This window comes from Streptomyces sp. NPDC020845, assembly GCF_044334165.1.
Lineage (GTDB): Bacteria > Actinomycetota > Actinomycetes > Streptomycetales > Streptomycetaceae > Streptomyces.
Genome location: NZ_JBIRSJ010000006.1, coordinates 545339 through 560020, shown reverse-complemented (window position 1 = coordinate 560020; position 14682 = coordinate 545339). Strand labels below are relative to the sequence as shown.

Annotated in this window: 7 protein-coding genes and 1 pseudogene; 6 read left to right on the top strand and 2 right to left on the bottom strand. The window is 71.9% G+C overall.

Translation table 11 applies throughout. From position 1 onward, the window contains the following. Nucleotide 1: 1 nt before the first annotated feature. Both ACH4U7_RS18185 and ACH4U7_RS18180 read left to right on the top strand, forming a co-directional pair. A complete protein-coding gene (locus ACH4U7_RS18185) occupies nt 2-1321 on the top strand; it encodes an MFS transporter (protein WP_398528880.1) in 1320 nt (439 codons plus the stop codon). Next, nucleotides 1321-4098: a discoidin domain-containing protein gene (locus ACH4U7_RS18180; protein WP_398528879.1), complete on the top strand. Its 2778-nt coding sequence runs from the start codon at nt 1321-1323 to the stop codon at nt 4096-4098. The genes ACH4U7_RS18185 and ACH4U7_RS18180 overlap by 1 nt, the downstream gene beginning before the upstream one ends. Nucleotides 4099-4184: 86 nt before the next feature. Here the strand turns inward: ACH4U7_RS18180 and ACH4U7_RS18175 are convergent, their stop codons facing one another. Then, nucleotides 4185-7157: an AAA family ATPase gene (locus tag ACH4U7_RS18175; RefSeq protein WP_398528878.1), complete on the bottom strand. Its 2973-nt coding sequence runs from the start codon at nt 7155-7157 to the stop codon at nt 4185-4187. An 854-nt stretch (nt 7158-8011) separates the two neighbouring features. After that, nucleotides 8012-8413: pseudogene (locus ACH4U7_RS18170) on the bottom strand (DEAD/DEAH box helicase); the annotation flags it as partial. A gap of 110 nt (nt 8414-8523) precedes the next feature. On the opposite strand from ACH4U7_RS18170, the gene ACH4U7_RS18165 reads away from it, so the two are divergent. The 4 genes from ACH4U7_RS18165 (at nt 8524) to ACH4U7_RS18150 (ending at nt 14439) form a co-directional block, all read left to right on the top strand. Further along, on the top strand, nt 8524-9873 hold the full coding sequence (locus tag ACH4U7_RS18165; protein WP_398528877.1) for a DUF4192 domain-containing protein: 1350 nt from the start codon (nt 8524-8526) through the stop codon (nt 9871-9873). Nucleotides 9874-9970: 97 nt separating this feature from the next. Continuing rightward, nucleotides 9971-10732, top strand: a complete 762-nt coding sequence (locus ACH4U7_RS18160; RefSeq protein ID WP_089508555.1) for an NUDIX domain-containing protein — start codon at nt 9971-9973, stop codon at nt 10730-10732. 129 nt (nt 10733-10861) lie between these two features. Beyond that, complete coding sequence (locus ACH4U7_RS18155) at nt 10862-13189, top strand: ATP-binding cassette domain-containing protein (RefSeq protein ID WP_398528876.1); 2328 nt, start codon at nt 10862-10864, stop codon at nt 13187-13189. A gap of 299 nt (nt 13190-13488) precedes the next feature. Further along, the gene (locus ACH4U7_RS18150) at nt 13489-14439 is read left to right on the top strand and encodes a FadR/GntR family transcriptional regulator (RefSeq protein WP_398528875.1); all 951 of its coding nucleotides are present in this window, start codon (nt 13489-13491) and stop codon (nt 14437-14439) included. Nucleotides 14440-14682 lie beyond the last annotated feature (243 nt).

Below are 14682 nucleotides of genomic sequence, written 5' to 3'. Positions count from 1 at the left end.
CGTGCAGAACCTCGAAAAGATCCCCGAACCACCCCGCAGCAGGCCCCGAGCGGGAGCGGGTTCCCTGCACTGGGCCTGGATTGTGGCCGGTGTCTCGTTCCTCGTCCTGGTCGGCACGTCCGGCTTCCGTTCCCTGCCCTCCGTGGTCATGACCCCGATCCACGAGGAGATGGGCTGGTCCTACGGCACGATCTCCTTCGCGATCTCGCTGAATCTGGTGATCGTCGGCCTGGCGGCACCGTACGCGGCGGCGCTGATGGAACGGCTCAGCATCCGCACTGTGCTCTCGGGCGCGCTGGTTCTGATCGCACTCGGCACCGGGCTGCCCGCGTGGATGTCGGCGCCGTGGCAACTGGTGCTGCTGTGGGGCGTGCTGGTGGGAGCCGGCTGCGGTGCGATTTCCCTGGCCTTCGTCGCCACCCTCACCGAGCGGTGGTTCGTCAAGCACCGCGGCATCGTCTCCGGAGTGCTCACCGCCGGCAGCACCGCCGGCCAACTGATCTTCCTGCCGCTGCTGGGTGGGCTGAGCGACAACTCAAGCTGGCGCACGGCGTCGATCGTGGTGGCCCTGGGCTCCCTGGTCGCGGTGCCCTTCGTCATCATCCTCCTCCGGGACCACCCGCGGGAGAAGGGCCTGACCGCGTACGGAGCCGAGGAGGCGCCGGAGCGGGAACCGGAGGCCCCGGAGGCGGGGCTCGCGACCACGAGTGCGTTCGGGGTGCTGCGCAAGGCGGCCCGTACGCAGGATTTCTGGCTGCTGGCCGGCACCTTCGGCATCTGCGGCGTCACGACGTCCGGCTTCATGCAGACCGACTTCATTCCGGCCGCGCACGACCATGGCATGACGACGACGGCCGCCGCCGGGCTACTAGGCATCGCCGGGGTCTTCGACATCGTCGGGACCACCTTCTCGGGCTGGCTGACGGACCGGTACGACTCGCGCTACCTGCTCCTGGTGTACTACACCCTGCGAGGGTTGTCCCTGCTGACGCTCCCCTGGCTGTTCGCCGACACGGTGACGCCCGGCATGCTGGTCTTCACCATCTTCTACGGCATGGACTGGATTGCCACCGTGCCACCGACCATCCGGCTGTGCCAGGACTCCTTCGGCTCGTCGGCCGGCGTGGTCTTCGGCTGGCTGTGGACCGCGCACCAGGTCGGCGGGGCGCTCGCGACCGCCGTGGGCGGGGTGATCCGTGACCACTTCGGCACCTACACGATCGTCTGGTTCACGGGCGCCACGGTGTGCCTGGCCGCGGGGGCGATGTCCCTGGCGATCCGTCCGTCCAACACCCTCGCGCGCAACGGGGTTCGTCTGTGATGGCCGGGCCCGAAGCGTCCGACCGGGCGGCTCGCGTGGGGATGCCCCGATGGCTACGGCTCGGCTGGATCCTCCTGGTTGTCCTGGCCCTCCCCGCGGCCTCGGCCTCCGCGCTGCCCACCCGGGCCCCGGCCCAGCCGGCGCCTTCCGCCGCATCGTGCGCCGGGGAGCGCCCGGAGGACGGCTGGGCGCCGTCATCGACCGCCATCGACTCTCAGGACAGTTACCACGCCTTCGTGGGCAACGGCTACCTCGGGCAGCGCATCCCCCCCAACGGCACCGGGTACTGGGCCGACGAGCAGCGAACGGGCTGGCCGCTGTACTCGGCGCGCTACGACGGCTCGTACGTCTCGGGCCTGTATGCCCACGACCCGGCGACCACCGATGACCGGCAGGTGATCGCCGCCCTTCCCACCTGGACCGGGCTGACCGTCGGCGTTGGTGCCGAAGTCTTCACCTCCGAGACCCCGGCCGACCGGATCTCCCACTACCGGCAGACCGTCCTTCTGCGGTGCGGCCTCGTCCGCACCTCGCTGACCTGGACCACGGCTGACGGACGCGCCACCGACCTGGTCTACGAGATGTTCGCCGCCCGCGACCGGGAGCACACGGCCGCGGTACGGGTGCGGATGACCCCCCACTGGAGCGGTGACGCCACCGTCACCGACCTCATTGACGGCCGCGGTGCCCGGATGCTGTCGGCGACCGGCGGCGGCCGCGAGCCCGGCCGCACCATGACCGTGGGATTCCGCGCCGACGGCACCGGAACCCGCGGTGCCATCGCCTCCACTCTCACCACCGGGCCCGGCGTACACCTGCGCGGCACCCGCCCGGCCGAGAAGGGCCGGAGCCTGACGAACCGGCAGTCCGTCGGCTTCCCGGTCCGCAGTGCGCACATGTACACGCTTACCAAGTACGTCGGCGTTGACACCGCCTTGACCGCTGACGCGCCGCGCCAGGCGGCGGTGCTGGCCTCCCGGCGGGCGGCGGAGCAGGGCTGGCCGGCCCTGTTCGCCAGCCACACGGCGGCCTGGGCGGCGCTCTGGCGCAGCGACATCGCGGTCACGGGGCAGCCCGACCTCCAGGCATGGATTCGCTCCGCGGAGTACGGGATGCTGTCCAACGTCCGCGCCGGTTCCGGCAACAGCGTCGCGCCGACCGGACTGACCAGCGACAACTACGCGGGCCAGGTGTTCTGGGACGCCGACACCTGGATGTTCCCCGCGCTGCTCGCGAACCAGCCGCGGCTGGCCAGATCCATCGTGGACTACCGCTACCGCACCCGCACGGCGGCCCGCGCCAACGCCGAACGGCTTGGCTATCCCGGTCTGTTCTACTCGTGGACCAGTGGTGGTCAGGGCGACCTCGAAGAGTGTCACAGCTGGGGCCCGCCGCCGCACTGCCTCATGCAGATCCACCTCCAGAGCGATATCGCCATGGCCGTCTGGCAGTACTACCAGGCGACCGGCGACCGCGACTGGCTGCGGAAACGTGGGTGGCCCGTGCTGAAGGGCATCGCCGAGTTCTGGACCGGACGGGTCACCGGAAACGCCGACGGCAGCTACTCGATCGAGAACGTGGCCGGCCCCGACGAGTACAGCAACGGTGTCACCGACGGGGCGTTCACCAATGCCGGCGCGGCCACGGCGCTGCGCGACGCGACCCGGGCGGCGCGCGTGCTCGGACACGCCCCGCCCGCCGACTGGACGCGGATCGCCGACCGGCTGCGCATCCCGTACGACAGCGACCGGCAAGTCTTCGAACAGTACGCGGGCTACGACGGCTCGAAGATCAAGCAGGCGGACACCGTCATGCTGATGTACCCGCTGCGGTGGCCCATGACCCGCGAGCAGGCGGCCGGCACCTTGGACTACTACGCCGTACGCACCGACCCGGAAGGCCCCGCGATGACGGACGCGATCCACGCGATCGACGCCGCGGCCATCGGCGAGCCGGGCTGCTCGACGTACACGTATCTGATGCGCTCGATCGAGCCGTTCGTCCGCGGACCCTTCCACCAGTTCTCCGAGGCACGCGGCGCCAAGGCCGGAGCGGACGACCCGCTGGCGGGCGCGCCCGCGCACAACTTCCTCACCGGGGCGGGTGGCTTCCTCCAGACGTTCACCTACGGCCTGGCCGGACTGCGGTGGGAGGAGGACCGCGTGCGGCTGGACCCGGTGCTTCCCCCGCAGCTGGGGGATGGGGTGCGGCTGAAGGGACTGCACTGGCGGGGCCGTACGTTCGATGTCGCCGTCGGGCCCCACCGTACGACCGTCCGGCTGACCGGTGGCGGACCGTTCGAGGTCGAGACCGCCGAGGGCACCCGGACGGTCACCACGGCCGCCCCGGCCGTGCTGGAGACCCGGCGTCCGGACCTCGCGGCCACGACCAACGTCGCCCGGTGCGCGACGGCGACGGCCACCTCCGCGCAGCCGGGCATGGACGCCCGCGCGGCGGTGGACGGCAGCACCGCCACGGCCTGGGTCCCGGCCGAGGCGGCCGGCAGCCTCACAGTCGATCTGGGACGCGCAGGCCGGGTGACCCGCATCTCGCCGGAGTGGACCACCGCGCCCGCGTCGTCCACCGTGCAGGTTTCGGCCGACGGCCGGCATTGGAATCCGGCGGAGAACTCCGCCTCTTCCGGCGGGCTCCGGCACCCCGCGCTCGTCCGCTACGTACGGCTCACTCTCAAGGCGGCCGGCAGTGGTGACCCTCCCGGCCTCGCGGAGCTGACGGTGCGCCAGGCGTCCGCGAACCGACCGTCCGGCGGCCGGTGACGGGCGCACGGAACGAGGGGCCCCCAGCCGCACCGTGCGGCTGGGGGCCCCTCGTTCCGTGCGGGTACATCGCCTATGAGAGATCCCTACGGCCCGGGCGGCCGTCCGTGCACCGACAGCGCACGGTCCTGCCGGGCCGGGGCGGCCGACTGGGCCAGCGCAAAGGCCAGCTCCGGCCTGCCGGAGATCTCCAGTTTGCGATAGGCACTGGTCAGATGGATCTCGACGGTGCGCCGGGTGACGAAAAGGGTCTCTGAGATCTCGCGGTTGGTCCGGCCCTGGGCGGCCAGCTCCGCCACCCGGCGCTCGCTGGGGGTGAGCTGCCGCGCATCCGATGCCTTGGCTGCCCGAAGTCTGCCTCCGACCAGCGGCAGAGTGAGGCGGACGCGGTCGGCCAGGCAGTTCGCGGAGCACTCCTCGGCCACCACCAGCGCCCGTTGCAGGGAGGATCGTGCCGCGTCCCGTCGCGCGAGGCGCTGGCAGGCGGCACCGAACTCGTTCAGCGTGTAGGCGAGCTCCACCCGCGCCGGTGAGTGCTCCAGCATGTCGACGGCCTGGGAAAGGAACTCGAGACCCCGCTGGCCGCCGGTGACCGTGCCCAGAGTGCGGAGGCTGACGCCGATCGCCTTGTGGGTGCCCCATCTGCGCGACAGCTCCAGATCGCGGTTGGCCATGTCGATTGCCGAGGCCCGGTCGCCGGCGGCGGCATACGCCAAGGCGGCATAGGAGCGCCACCGGGTGACCGCCGGAGTGATCAGAGGGCCGGCCTCCTGGTACCGGCCGCACTCCAGCAAGGCTGCCAAGGCGGTGCCCGGATCACCTTGCTCCAGCCGCAGCCGCCCGTGGGCGAGCAGATAGGCGGATCTGGCCCAGGCATCGCTGACGAGGCTGTCGGTCGGATGAATCTGCAGAATGTCGTGCGCCCTATCGGTGGCCCCCAGGTCCAGCAGCAGGTTGGCCACGACCGCGAACGACGGTAGGGCGGGACGTTCCTGGGTTTCCCGCCCGATCACGTCGAGCGTGGCATGCGCGTGGCCGAGCCCTTCCTGCACATGACCGGAGTGCCAGGCCACCGTGCCCAGCCCGAAGCTCGCCAGGGCGGACAGCCGTCCCGAGCCACGCCGGGCGGCGTGGTCGGCCATCCGCTGGAGCCAGCCGGCTGCCATCTCCGGGTGGTCGGCGGCGACGAGGGAGAGGAGGAGGGGCGGGAAGAACCGCACCATGGCCCCGTCGAGCTCCATCCCACCCCGCAGGGCGCGGCCCGCCAGGGCGCGGGCGTGTTCGGCGGTGCCGTGACCGGCCTGGGTATGCAGGGCGCACACCGCCAGCCAGGCCCGCTCGCCGGGGGTGTCGCCGCGCAAGGAACGATGCGCACGCGCCTCCACGAGCTCGGTGCCGATCGACGCGGAGGGGCCGTCCTGCCACGCGGCCATGACCAGGTGCGCTTCCAGCCGCAACCGCCACTCGCCGTCCTCGGGCGAGTCCCCGAGCTCGGCCAGTACCTGCCGCAGCGCCGTCACCGCCTCCTGGGTGCGCCGGGCGGTGCACAACGCCACGGCCAGCCCGCTGACGGCGGCGGCCCGCCCGTGGGCGTCCTGACGCAGCAGCAGTTCCTGCTGGAAGTGGTAGGCCGAAGCGATGGGATTGTCCAGCATCTCCAGCGTCGCGAGTTCTGCCCGAAGGGACACCTCCGCCTGCGGGGCCGGGGCCTCCGTCAGGGCTTGCCGCAGGTAGCGGGCCGAAGTGGCCGGGGCGCCGCGGGCTGCGGCCCTCCGCGCCGCGTCCCGTAGCACGGCGATGCGCCACTCGTCCCCGGTGGGCTGGGTGAGCATCAGGTGGTGGGCGACCCTCTCACTGCATTCGCCGTGGTCACGCAGCAGCCGAGCGGCGCGCATGTGCTCCTCGGCCAGCTGCCCCGGAGCCATGGCGCGGAAGAGGGCGGGCCGTATCAGCGGCTGGGTGAACCGCGGAAGCTCCTCCTCGGCCAGGACACCCATGCAGCGCATCTCCCGCACCGCCTCCTGCGCGCGGAAGGGGTCGAGACCGGCCAGCGCGGCCACGACGGGAAGCCGTGTACCGTCACCGAGTACCGCCAGCGCCCGGCTCATCGCCATGACCGCTTTGGACTGCCGGGCCAGGCGCACGGCGATGGTCTTTTCCAGTACCTGCTCGTTGAGTTCGGCCACGCGGCCGGCCTGAGCCGCGTACGGTTGCACTCCGTTCTTCACCAGGACCCGCAGCAACTCGTGGAGCAGCAGGGGATTACCCGCGCACGCCTCGTGGCATGCCGCGCAGAACTGCTCGTCGGCGTGCCTGCCCATTCGGTCCTGGACGAGCCGACGCACGCTGCCAGGGCTGAGCGGGAGGAGTTCCAGGGTGATGGCGCCCGGCTGGAGGGCGAGTTCGTCCAGCAACGACGCGGTTTCGTGTCCGTCACCACACCGCCGGGTCGTCACCAGCATCAGGGGGAGGCCGTCGATGCGGCCCGCCAGGCAGCGAATCCAGCGGAGCGACACCTGATCGGCCCAGGTGGCGTCGTCCAGGACGAGAGCCAACGGGCTCAACTCGCAGGCGCTGACGATCACCTCATACAGGCTCTCGCCGATCTCGGATGACACCTCGGCGTCGTCCCCGGACGCCCGGCACTCCTCAGCGGACAGGGCAGACAGGGCAGACAGGGCCTGGGCCGCGGGGCTTTCCTGCAGAGCACGCCGGTCCGATTCGGGGAGCGCGACAAGAAGGGAGTCGAGCAACTGTCGTGTCGTGGACCATGGCCTGCGTTCTTGTGACTCGCCGCCACGCGCACGCGCCACCAGCAGACCACGGTCGCGCGCACCGGCAATCCAGGCGTTCAGCAGTGAGGTCTTGCCGATGCCGCCCGCACCCTCGACGCATACCAACGAACTGACACGGTCGCGCAAACGCTCGGTAAGCCATCCTAAGACGGCGAGTTCTTCCTGCCGATCGAGAAGCCCGTACTGAAGAGCGGCGGTGGCGGGCGAACGGGGTACCGGGAGGGACTTCTCGGATGAAACCGTCTTCGTGGGGTGAATGAACATGCGGAGATCCTTTCCTGAAAGTCTAGTGTGTTCACTAGACTTTGACGTGCGGACCACGCAGTATTCGGTCATATCTGGTATCTGGACATGACTGATGGGGGCAGGTCGGTGGGTTGCAGGCGTGAATGACGCAACGCTGTCACATCAGCGGGACAGCTGCTGTTTTTGCATCCCCACAATTCTTGGAAAGGTGGGGCGGCGGGGAGGGCGCCGTGTCGAAGGCGCACCTTGCCGTCAGTGCGGCATTCGTCGAATGACCTCGCCAGGGGGGTGAGCTGGGGGCGATTCAGCGTCAGGCAAATGCACCTCTCCTGATTCCTCCAAGGTAATGAGGGGGCTATGGGGAATCAAGAAGGCCCATGACGGGCGGACAGCTGCTGCGGCGTCTGGTCAGGCCGGGATTCGTCCAGGAAGCGACCGTCCTTCCTGTTGCGCCTTCCAGTGGACGGTTCGCGCCGAAACCCCGTCCGTGCAGGTCAATGGGTGCAGCGGGCGATCCCCGTGAACTGGGCCGTACTGGAATTCGGCAGGAGGGGTGTGGCGTATCTCACCGTGGAGCCCGGGCCGCCCTGCCCTCAGTGAATAGATAGCGGGTGCCTGACGGGCAAGCGCCCGTCAGGCGTTCTTGTTGCATGGTCCGAAGAAGCCCGGCTTCTTCGGCAAGTACGACACCAGGAGGTTCTTCGTCTGCTTGCGGCGTACCTGTGATCCCTCTCTTGATCAGCCAAAACGGATGTCGTCGTGCCCGAGGGCGGTGAGCTGGCTCGCAGACGGCCCGGATCATGAATGCCGACGGCTGATTGAGTGCTGCGTCCAGCCGCATGACCTACTGAAATATGGGCAGAGTGCGATGTTGGGAAAGTTAGCCCTTCGGGGCTGACGAGCAGCACATCCACCTCACCGGCGGCCACCTCGGCCTGGACGGTGTCCCACTCCTCGGTGTTGGCGGAATTGATCGTGCGCGCGCGGATACCGGCCCGCGCGGCGGCCTCGACCTGGTTGCGCATCAGCGCCAGCAGCGGGGAGACGATCACCGTCGGGCCGCTGCCGCGCTCGCGCAGCAGGGAGGTGGCGACGAAATACACCGCGGACTTGCCCCATCCCGTGCGCTGCGCGACCAGCGCCCGGCGGCGGTGGGAGACCAGCGCCTCGATCGCCCGCCACTGCTCCTCCCGCAGGCGGGCGGAGCCGGAGGGATCCCCGACGAGGCGGGCCAGGACGCGGTCGGCCGCGATGCGCAGGTCTTCGTCGCTCATGCCCCCATGCAACCCGCTCCCACCGTCATCGCGCGAACCAGGCCCCAGGCCTGTGGATAACGTTATCCACAGGCCTGGCGGGCCAGGCTCGGCTGGGGGACCGTCGGGTCATGACTCGACACAACGAAGCGGCCGGCCTGTCCGGCGATGACCAGATCACGCTCCGCAGCCCGGCCGAGCTCGCCGACGCCCTGCCCTACGTCCTCGGGTTCCACCCGGACGACAGCATCGTGATGATCGCGCTGCACGGGCCACGCGGCCGCTTCGGCGGTCGCCTCAGGCTGGGCATTCCCCGGACGAGCGAGGAGTGGCCGGAGGTCTGCGACCAGCTCGCCGAGTGCCTGGTGACGGGCAGTGAGCGGCGGGCGGGCCGACCCGACGGGACGGTGCTGTTCCTGTGCCAGGAGCCGGCCGAGGGCGAGTCGGGGCAGGACGTGATGGAGCGCCTGCGGCCGCTCGCCCAGCGGCTGCGTACCGCGTGCGGCGGGCTGGAGGTGCCGGTCTTCGAAGCGCTGTGCATCTCCGACGGCCGGTTCTGGTCGTATGTCTGCCCCGACCGGCGCTGCTGCCCGCCGGAAGGCGTCCCGCTCACCCTGCCCGGCACCTCCGTGATGGCGGCTGCGGCGACCTACGCGGGCATCCATGTGCGCGGGTCGCTGCGCGAGATGGAGGCCAGGCTCGCGCCGCTCGCCCCGCCCCGGGCCGAGGAGCAGGAGCGGGCGCTGGACGCGGCGGGCAGTGAGCTCGTGCCGAGGATCCTGGGCGGCTCGGACTGCGCGACGGTGCGCGAGGAGACGCTGGTCCTCGTCGGAGGCATGCTGACCCGGCTCCGCGCCGCGCCGCCGATCGCCGACTCGGTCGCGGCCGACGTCCGCGACGACGGGCTGATCGGCGACGAGGAGGCGGCCGCGGTCATCATCGGGCTGCAGGACAGGCTGGCGCGCGACCGGGCCGCGCAGTGGATGGAAGGGCCGGAGGCGGAAGCGGCGCTGCGGCTGTGGCGTGCCCTCGCCCGCCGCTGCGTCGGCTCGTACGGGGAGCACGCCGCGGCACCGCTCACCCTCGCGGGCTGGGTCGCCTGGTCGCTCGGGGACGAGCCGGCGGCGCGCGTCTCGCTCGGCCGCGCGCTGTGCGTCGACCCCCACTACCTGTTCGCCAGGCTGCTGCACCAAGCCTGCAACGAAGGGCTCGATCCGGAGCTGCTGCGCCGCTCGCTGCGCCAGGAGCGCGTCGACAGGGCCCTGCAGACCGCGGTGCGCGGGGAGTTGGAGCGCCTTGGCGCCGCTGCCGCTACGGCGTCCGACGGAGTGTCCGGCGGGTCGTCCGCGTCCGGCGGGACCGCGCGGCCGCGCGGCGTCCGGGCCAAGAGCCCGGGTGCGCCGGCGGCCAGGACGCGTCCGGCGGGGCGGATGCGGGTGCGGCGCAGGCCCGGCCGGCGAGGGGACCGCAGCCGCCACTGAGCCGCGGCGGGATCGCCGTGGCGGGAGCGCTTCCATCAACATCGACGATCATTCTGAAGGGACTGATTATCGTCAGGAAGACGACTATGATCGCCACATGCCCTACGATCCAGCGGCCTTCCCGCCGTTCGCCGTCACCGTGGATCTGGTCGTACTGACGGTCCGGCGGCACGCGCTGTGCGCGCTGGCCGTCCGCCGTGGCGAGCCGCCCTTCCAGGGGCGCTGGGCTCTGCCGGGCGGTTTCGTGCGGGCCGATGAGGACCTGACCGCGGCGGCCGCCAGGGAACTGGCCGAGGAGACCGGGCTGCTCGCCCACGACCCCGCGGTCCCGGCCCCTCCCAACGCCGCCCATCTCGAACAACTCGCCACCTACGGAGACCCCAAGCGCGACCCCAGGATGCGGGTGGTGAGCGTCGCCCACCTCGCCCTCGCACCGGACCTCCCCGCGCCCCGGCCCGGCGGCGATGCGCACAGCGTGCGCTGGGCGCCGGTCGAATCCCTGCTCGACCAGGACGGGACCTTCGGTCGCGACGCGGAGCTGGCCGCCCCGCTCGCCTTCGACCACGCCCGCATCCTGGCGGACGGCGTGGAGCGCGCCCGCTCCAAGATCGAGTACTCCTCACTGGCCACCGCCTTCTGCCCTCAGGAGTTCACGGTCGGCGAGCTGCGCAGGGTGTACGAGGCGGTGTGGGGGGTGGCGCTCGACCCGCGCAACTTCCATCGAAAGGTCACCGGGACGCCCGGATTCCTGGTGCCCACGGGTGGTACGACGACGCGTCAGGGTGGCCGTCCCGCACAGCTTTTCCGGGCCGGGGGTGCGACGCTGCTCAACCCGCCCATGCTTCGTCCCGAGGTGTGAGGGCCCATGACACGACGACTCGACAGGGGGTGTAGGTGCCGACGAAATAGGACATAGCGGGTTACCGTGCTCCGGTACGTCACCAGTCCCCACGTGCCACGAGCGGTTCCACGCCCCGCGGGAGAAGCCATGATCCAGGCCACCGGGCTGACCAGCACCCCCCGCCGTAACCATCGGCCTGCCGTCGACGATCTCAGCTTCGAGGCTCCACCGGGCCGCGTGACCGCCTTGTTCGGCGCCCCCGGCGCGGGCAAGACCAGCGCGCTGAGGCTTCTGCTCCAGCTCGACCGGGGCCATGGCGCCGCCTTCTTCCGGGGCCGCCCGCTCCACCGCATCCGGCGCCCGGCCCGGGAGATCGGGGTCCTTCTGGACGATGTCCCCGGCCATCCCGGCCGCACCGCACGTGGCCACCTCAGGATGCTCGGAGCCGCCGTCGGGGTGCCCGCCGCCCGCGCGGACGTGGTGCTGGACGTGGTCGGCCTCACCGAGCTGGCCGATGAGCGCATCGGCGACTTGGCGGCCGGCATGGAGCGTCGCCTCGGCCTCGCCACGGCTCTCCTGGGAGACCCGCACACCCTCGTCCTCGACGCCCCCACGCGCGGTCTGTCCGCCCGCGAGACCGTCTGGATGCACGGTCTGCTGCGGCAGTTCGCCGGGCAGGGCGGTGCCGTCCTCGTCACCGACCAGGACCCGGCGAGCGTCACCCGCCTCGCCGATCAGGTCCTCACCCTGGACGGCGGCCGGCTGATCGCGGACCAGCCGGTCGACGAGTTCGCGCGCACCCGGCTGCGCCCCCGCGTCGCCGTGCTCTCGCCACTGGCCGGGCGGCTGGCCGCCGTGCTGGAAGAGGAGGCGCGTGCCGCCCAGCCGCCCGCGCCGCGCGAAGCCGAGGACGAGGGTGAGGCCAACGGGAGTGCCGACGGGGCGGAGGACGGTGCAAAGGTCGAGGCGGGGGCCGAAGCGGTCAGAGTAGAGGTCAAGACGGCCGCTGGAGCGGGGGCCGTGAACGGAGCGGCCGAGATCGGTGCCCTGGCTGTCAACGGGGCAGCGGGGGCCGTTGACGGAGCGGCTGGTGGAGTGCCTGGCGGAGCGGAGGGTGGGGAGGAAGGCGCGGCTGGGGGCGAGGCCGAGCCCGACGGCCGGACCGGGCAACCGAGCGTTGCCGTGCCCACGCCCGCTGCCCCGCCCGGAGACGCCTTGGGGTCTGCGCACGCTGCCGTGCCCGCGGACGCCTTGGGGTCTGCGCACGTTGCCGTGGCTGGGGACGCCTCCGGGTCTACGGACGCTGTCGTGCCCGGGGACGCCTCGGGGCCTGCGGATGTTGCGAGGCCTCTCGATGCCTCCGTGCCAACTGATGTCGCCGTGCCCGCGGACGCAGCCGTGCCTGCGGACGCCGTGGTTGCGGATGTCGTGCCTGCGGACGTCGCCGTGCCGGACGTCGCCGTGCCCGCGGACGGCGTGCCCTCGGTCGGGCGTCGGCTTTCGGTGGTGCGGGAGGACGAGACGCGAATCTCCGTCTACGGGCTGCCCTGCGCCGCCGTCGGCGAGGCCGCGTACCGCCATGGCATCGTCGTGCACCGGCTGGTCGAGGAGACCGCCGACATGGGCCTGGAGGCCACGCGCGGCGACAGCGCCGCCCGCGGTCCCCGGGTCACCCCGCCCCGTGTGCTCCCGCGGCTGCCGCTGCCCGGCCCGGCCTGGCCGCTGCGCTACGAGCTGCGCCGCGCCACCGGTGTGCGTACCGGTTGGCTGATCGCCGTCGTGGCCCTCGTAGCCTCGCTCGTCGGTTCCGTACTGCTCGCCCGGGCGGGCGGGGCGGGGGAGCTGCACCGGATCACGGGTTGGCCCGCCGATGTTCCACTGCCGCCCGTGGCGATCGCCTCCGGGCTCCTGGGCGCGCTGTCCTTCGGGGAGGAGTTCCGCTATCCCGCGCTGGCCCCGGCGCGGGACACGGTGCCACGCCGGCTGAGTCTGCTGACCGCCAAGTTCCTGGTGTGCGCGGTTGGGGCGCTGCTGCTTTCCTTCGCCATCCTCGCCCTGGACGGGGCGGCGCTCCTCCTGCTGGTCGGTGGCAACGCGGTACCGCTGCCGGGCGACTGGCCGATGCTGATCGCGAGCGTGTGCGCTCTCGCGATCGGCTCCGGCTGGGCCGGGCTGATGGCGGCGGCCGTCTTCCGCTCCACCGCGCTCGGCCTGGCCACCCTGCTGGCGGTGCCCGTTATGGCGGTGCCGGTCGTCGAGCGGCTGATGGCCGAGCCTTCGGTGCGCTCGCTCGTCGGGCTGCCGCACCGGCTGCGCGCGGAGGCACTGGACCAGCCGCACACCATGGTGGACCGGGCCCTGGCGCTCGCCCTGCGGCTGGCGTCCCAGCCCGTGGGGCAGGCCCTGCTGCTGTCGCTGGTCGTCCTGCTGTGCGCGTATGCCCTCACCGGCCTGCGCGGCCGGGCGCGGCAGTAATGCCGGGCCGATACCGCGTCGGCACCGCGCCGATCACCTACGAGGAACCAGAGGAATCAACGGGGCGGCACCCGGGATCCGTGTCCGAAACCGTGCCCGGGGGCGAGCCCCGGAGCCACGGATCTCGGCGCGCCGGGGGAGTCCACCCGGCGTAGCGCCGGCGCAGCCCGCGCGGCGGTGGACCAGGTCGGAAGGGGTTCCGTAGGCCCATCGCGTGAAGTGGTCGCAACTCCCCGAAGGCTGCTGCTTTCTGTCCGATTCGGCGTCAATTATGAGGTAATGGTCGATCACCCTTTCGTGTGCTTTTCACCAAAGACCTCAAGGGCTTCCGGGGCGTCGCCGACAAAGGATGCGTGAGTACCCTTGCGCACACCACGATGACCGCGGCTCGCCCCGCCGATTCCGGCCTCGCCGGCCCGGGCGAGCTTGACCGCTATCCCTACGCCGACGCCCCCGGCGGCGACCGCGGCGGCGCCCCCTCCTGGGACGGCGCAGACGCCGAGATCGGCCGAGTCGGCCGACGCGCGGCCGGCAGCCGGGGCCGCGGGCTGCACGGCCAACTCGTCCAACAGCTGGGCCAGATGATCGTCTCCGGCGATCTCGGGGCCGACCGTCCGCTCGTCCCCGAGGAGATCGGTCAGCGCTTCGAGGTCTCCCGCACCGTCGTGCGGGAGTCGCTGCGCGTCCTGGAGGCCAAGGGCCTCGTCAGCGCCCGCCCCAATGTGGGCACCCGGGTTCGCCCCGTCAGCGACTGGAACCTCCTGGACCCCGACATCATCGAGTGGCGGGCTTTCGGGCCGCAGCGCGACGACCAGCGCCGCGAACTGTGCGAGCTGCGCTGGACCATCGAGCCGCTCGCCGCCCGTCTCGCCGCCGGCGCCGGTCGTGAGGACGTGCAGCAGCGGCTCGCCGACATGGCCGAGATCATGGGCCATGCGCTGGGGCAGGGTGACGCCTTGACGTTCTCGCGCGCCGACGCCGAGTTCCACGCCCTGCTGCTGCAGGTCGCGGGCAACCGCATGCTCGAGCACCTGGCGGGCATCGTCGCCGCCGCGCTGCATGTCTCCGGCGCCCCGGTCACCGGCTGCGACCGGCTCACCGAGGCCGGGGTGGGTCACCACCGCCGGATCGTCGAGGCCATCGTTTCCGGCGACGCCGCGGCGGCGGAGGCCGCGATGCGCCAGCTGCTGATCGTTCACCCCGATCTCGACCACGCCGAGGTGGGGGTGCCCGCGCCGCGCGAGCACTGACCCCGCGGGCCGCGGCATACGGCGTAGGAAGCGGCGTCGCCGGAACCCGCCCGGCGGGTTCGGCGGCGCGACGCGGCGGCGTGACGCGGCAAGGCAAAGCCGCGAGGCAAAGAGGCAGAGCAAAGCCGCGAGGCAAAGTGGCGAGGCGGCGCCCCGGAGTGATGCGGCGGGGTGACGCCGCGGCGCAACGCCAATTTCCGCGGATGCGGTGGCGCGGGCGCGGCGCATGATCAACTAAAGCCG

Excerpts from the sequence above, each read along its gene's own strand:
- ACH4U7_RS18180 (WP_398528879.1), top strand. The coding sequence starts at position 1,321 with ATGGCCGGGCCCGAAGCGTCCGACCGGGCGGCTCGCGTGGGGATGCCC.
- ACH4U7_RS18175 (WP_398528878.1), bottom strand. The coding sequence starts at position 7,157 with ATGTTCATTCACCCCACGAAGACGGTTTCATCCGAGAAGTCCCTCCCG.
- ACH4U7_RS18165 (WP_398528877.1), top strand. The coding sequence starts at position 8,524 with ATGACTCGACACAACGAAGCGGCCGGCCTGTCCGGCGATGACCAGATC.
- ACH4U7_RS18160 (WP_089508555.1), top strand. The coding sequence starts at position 9,971 with ATGCCCTACGATCCAGCGGCCTTCCCGCCGTTCGCCGTCACCGTGGAT.
- ACH4U7_RS18155 (WP_398528876.1), top strand. The coding sequence starts at position 10,862 with ATGATCCAGGCCACCGGGCTGACCAGCACCCCCCGCCGTAACCATCGG.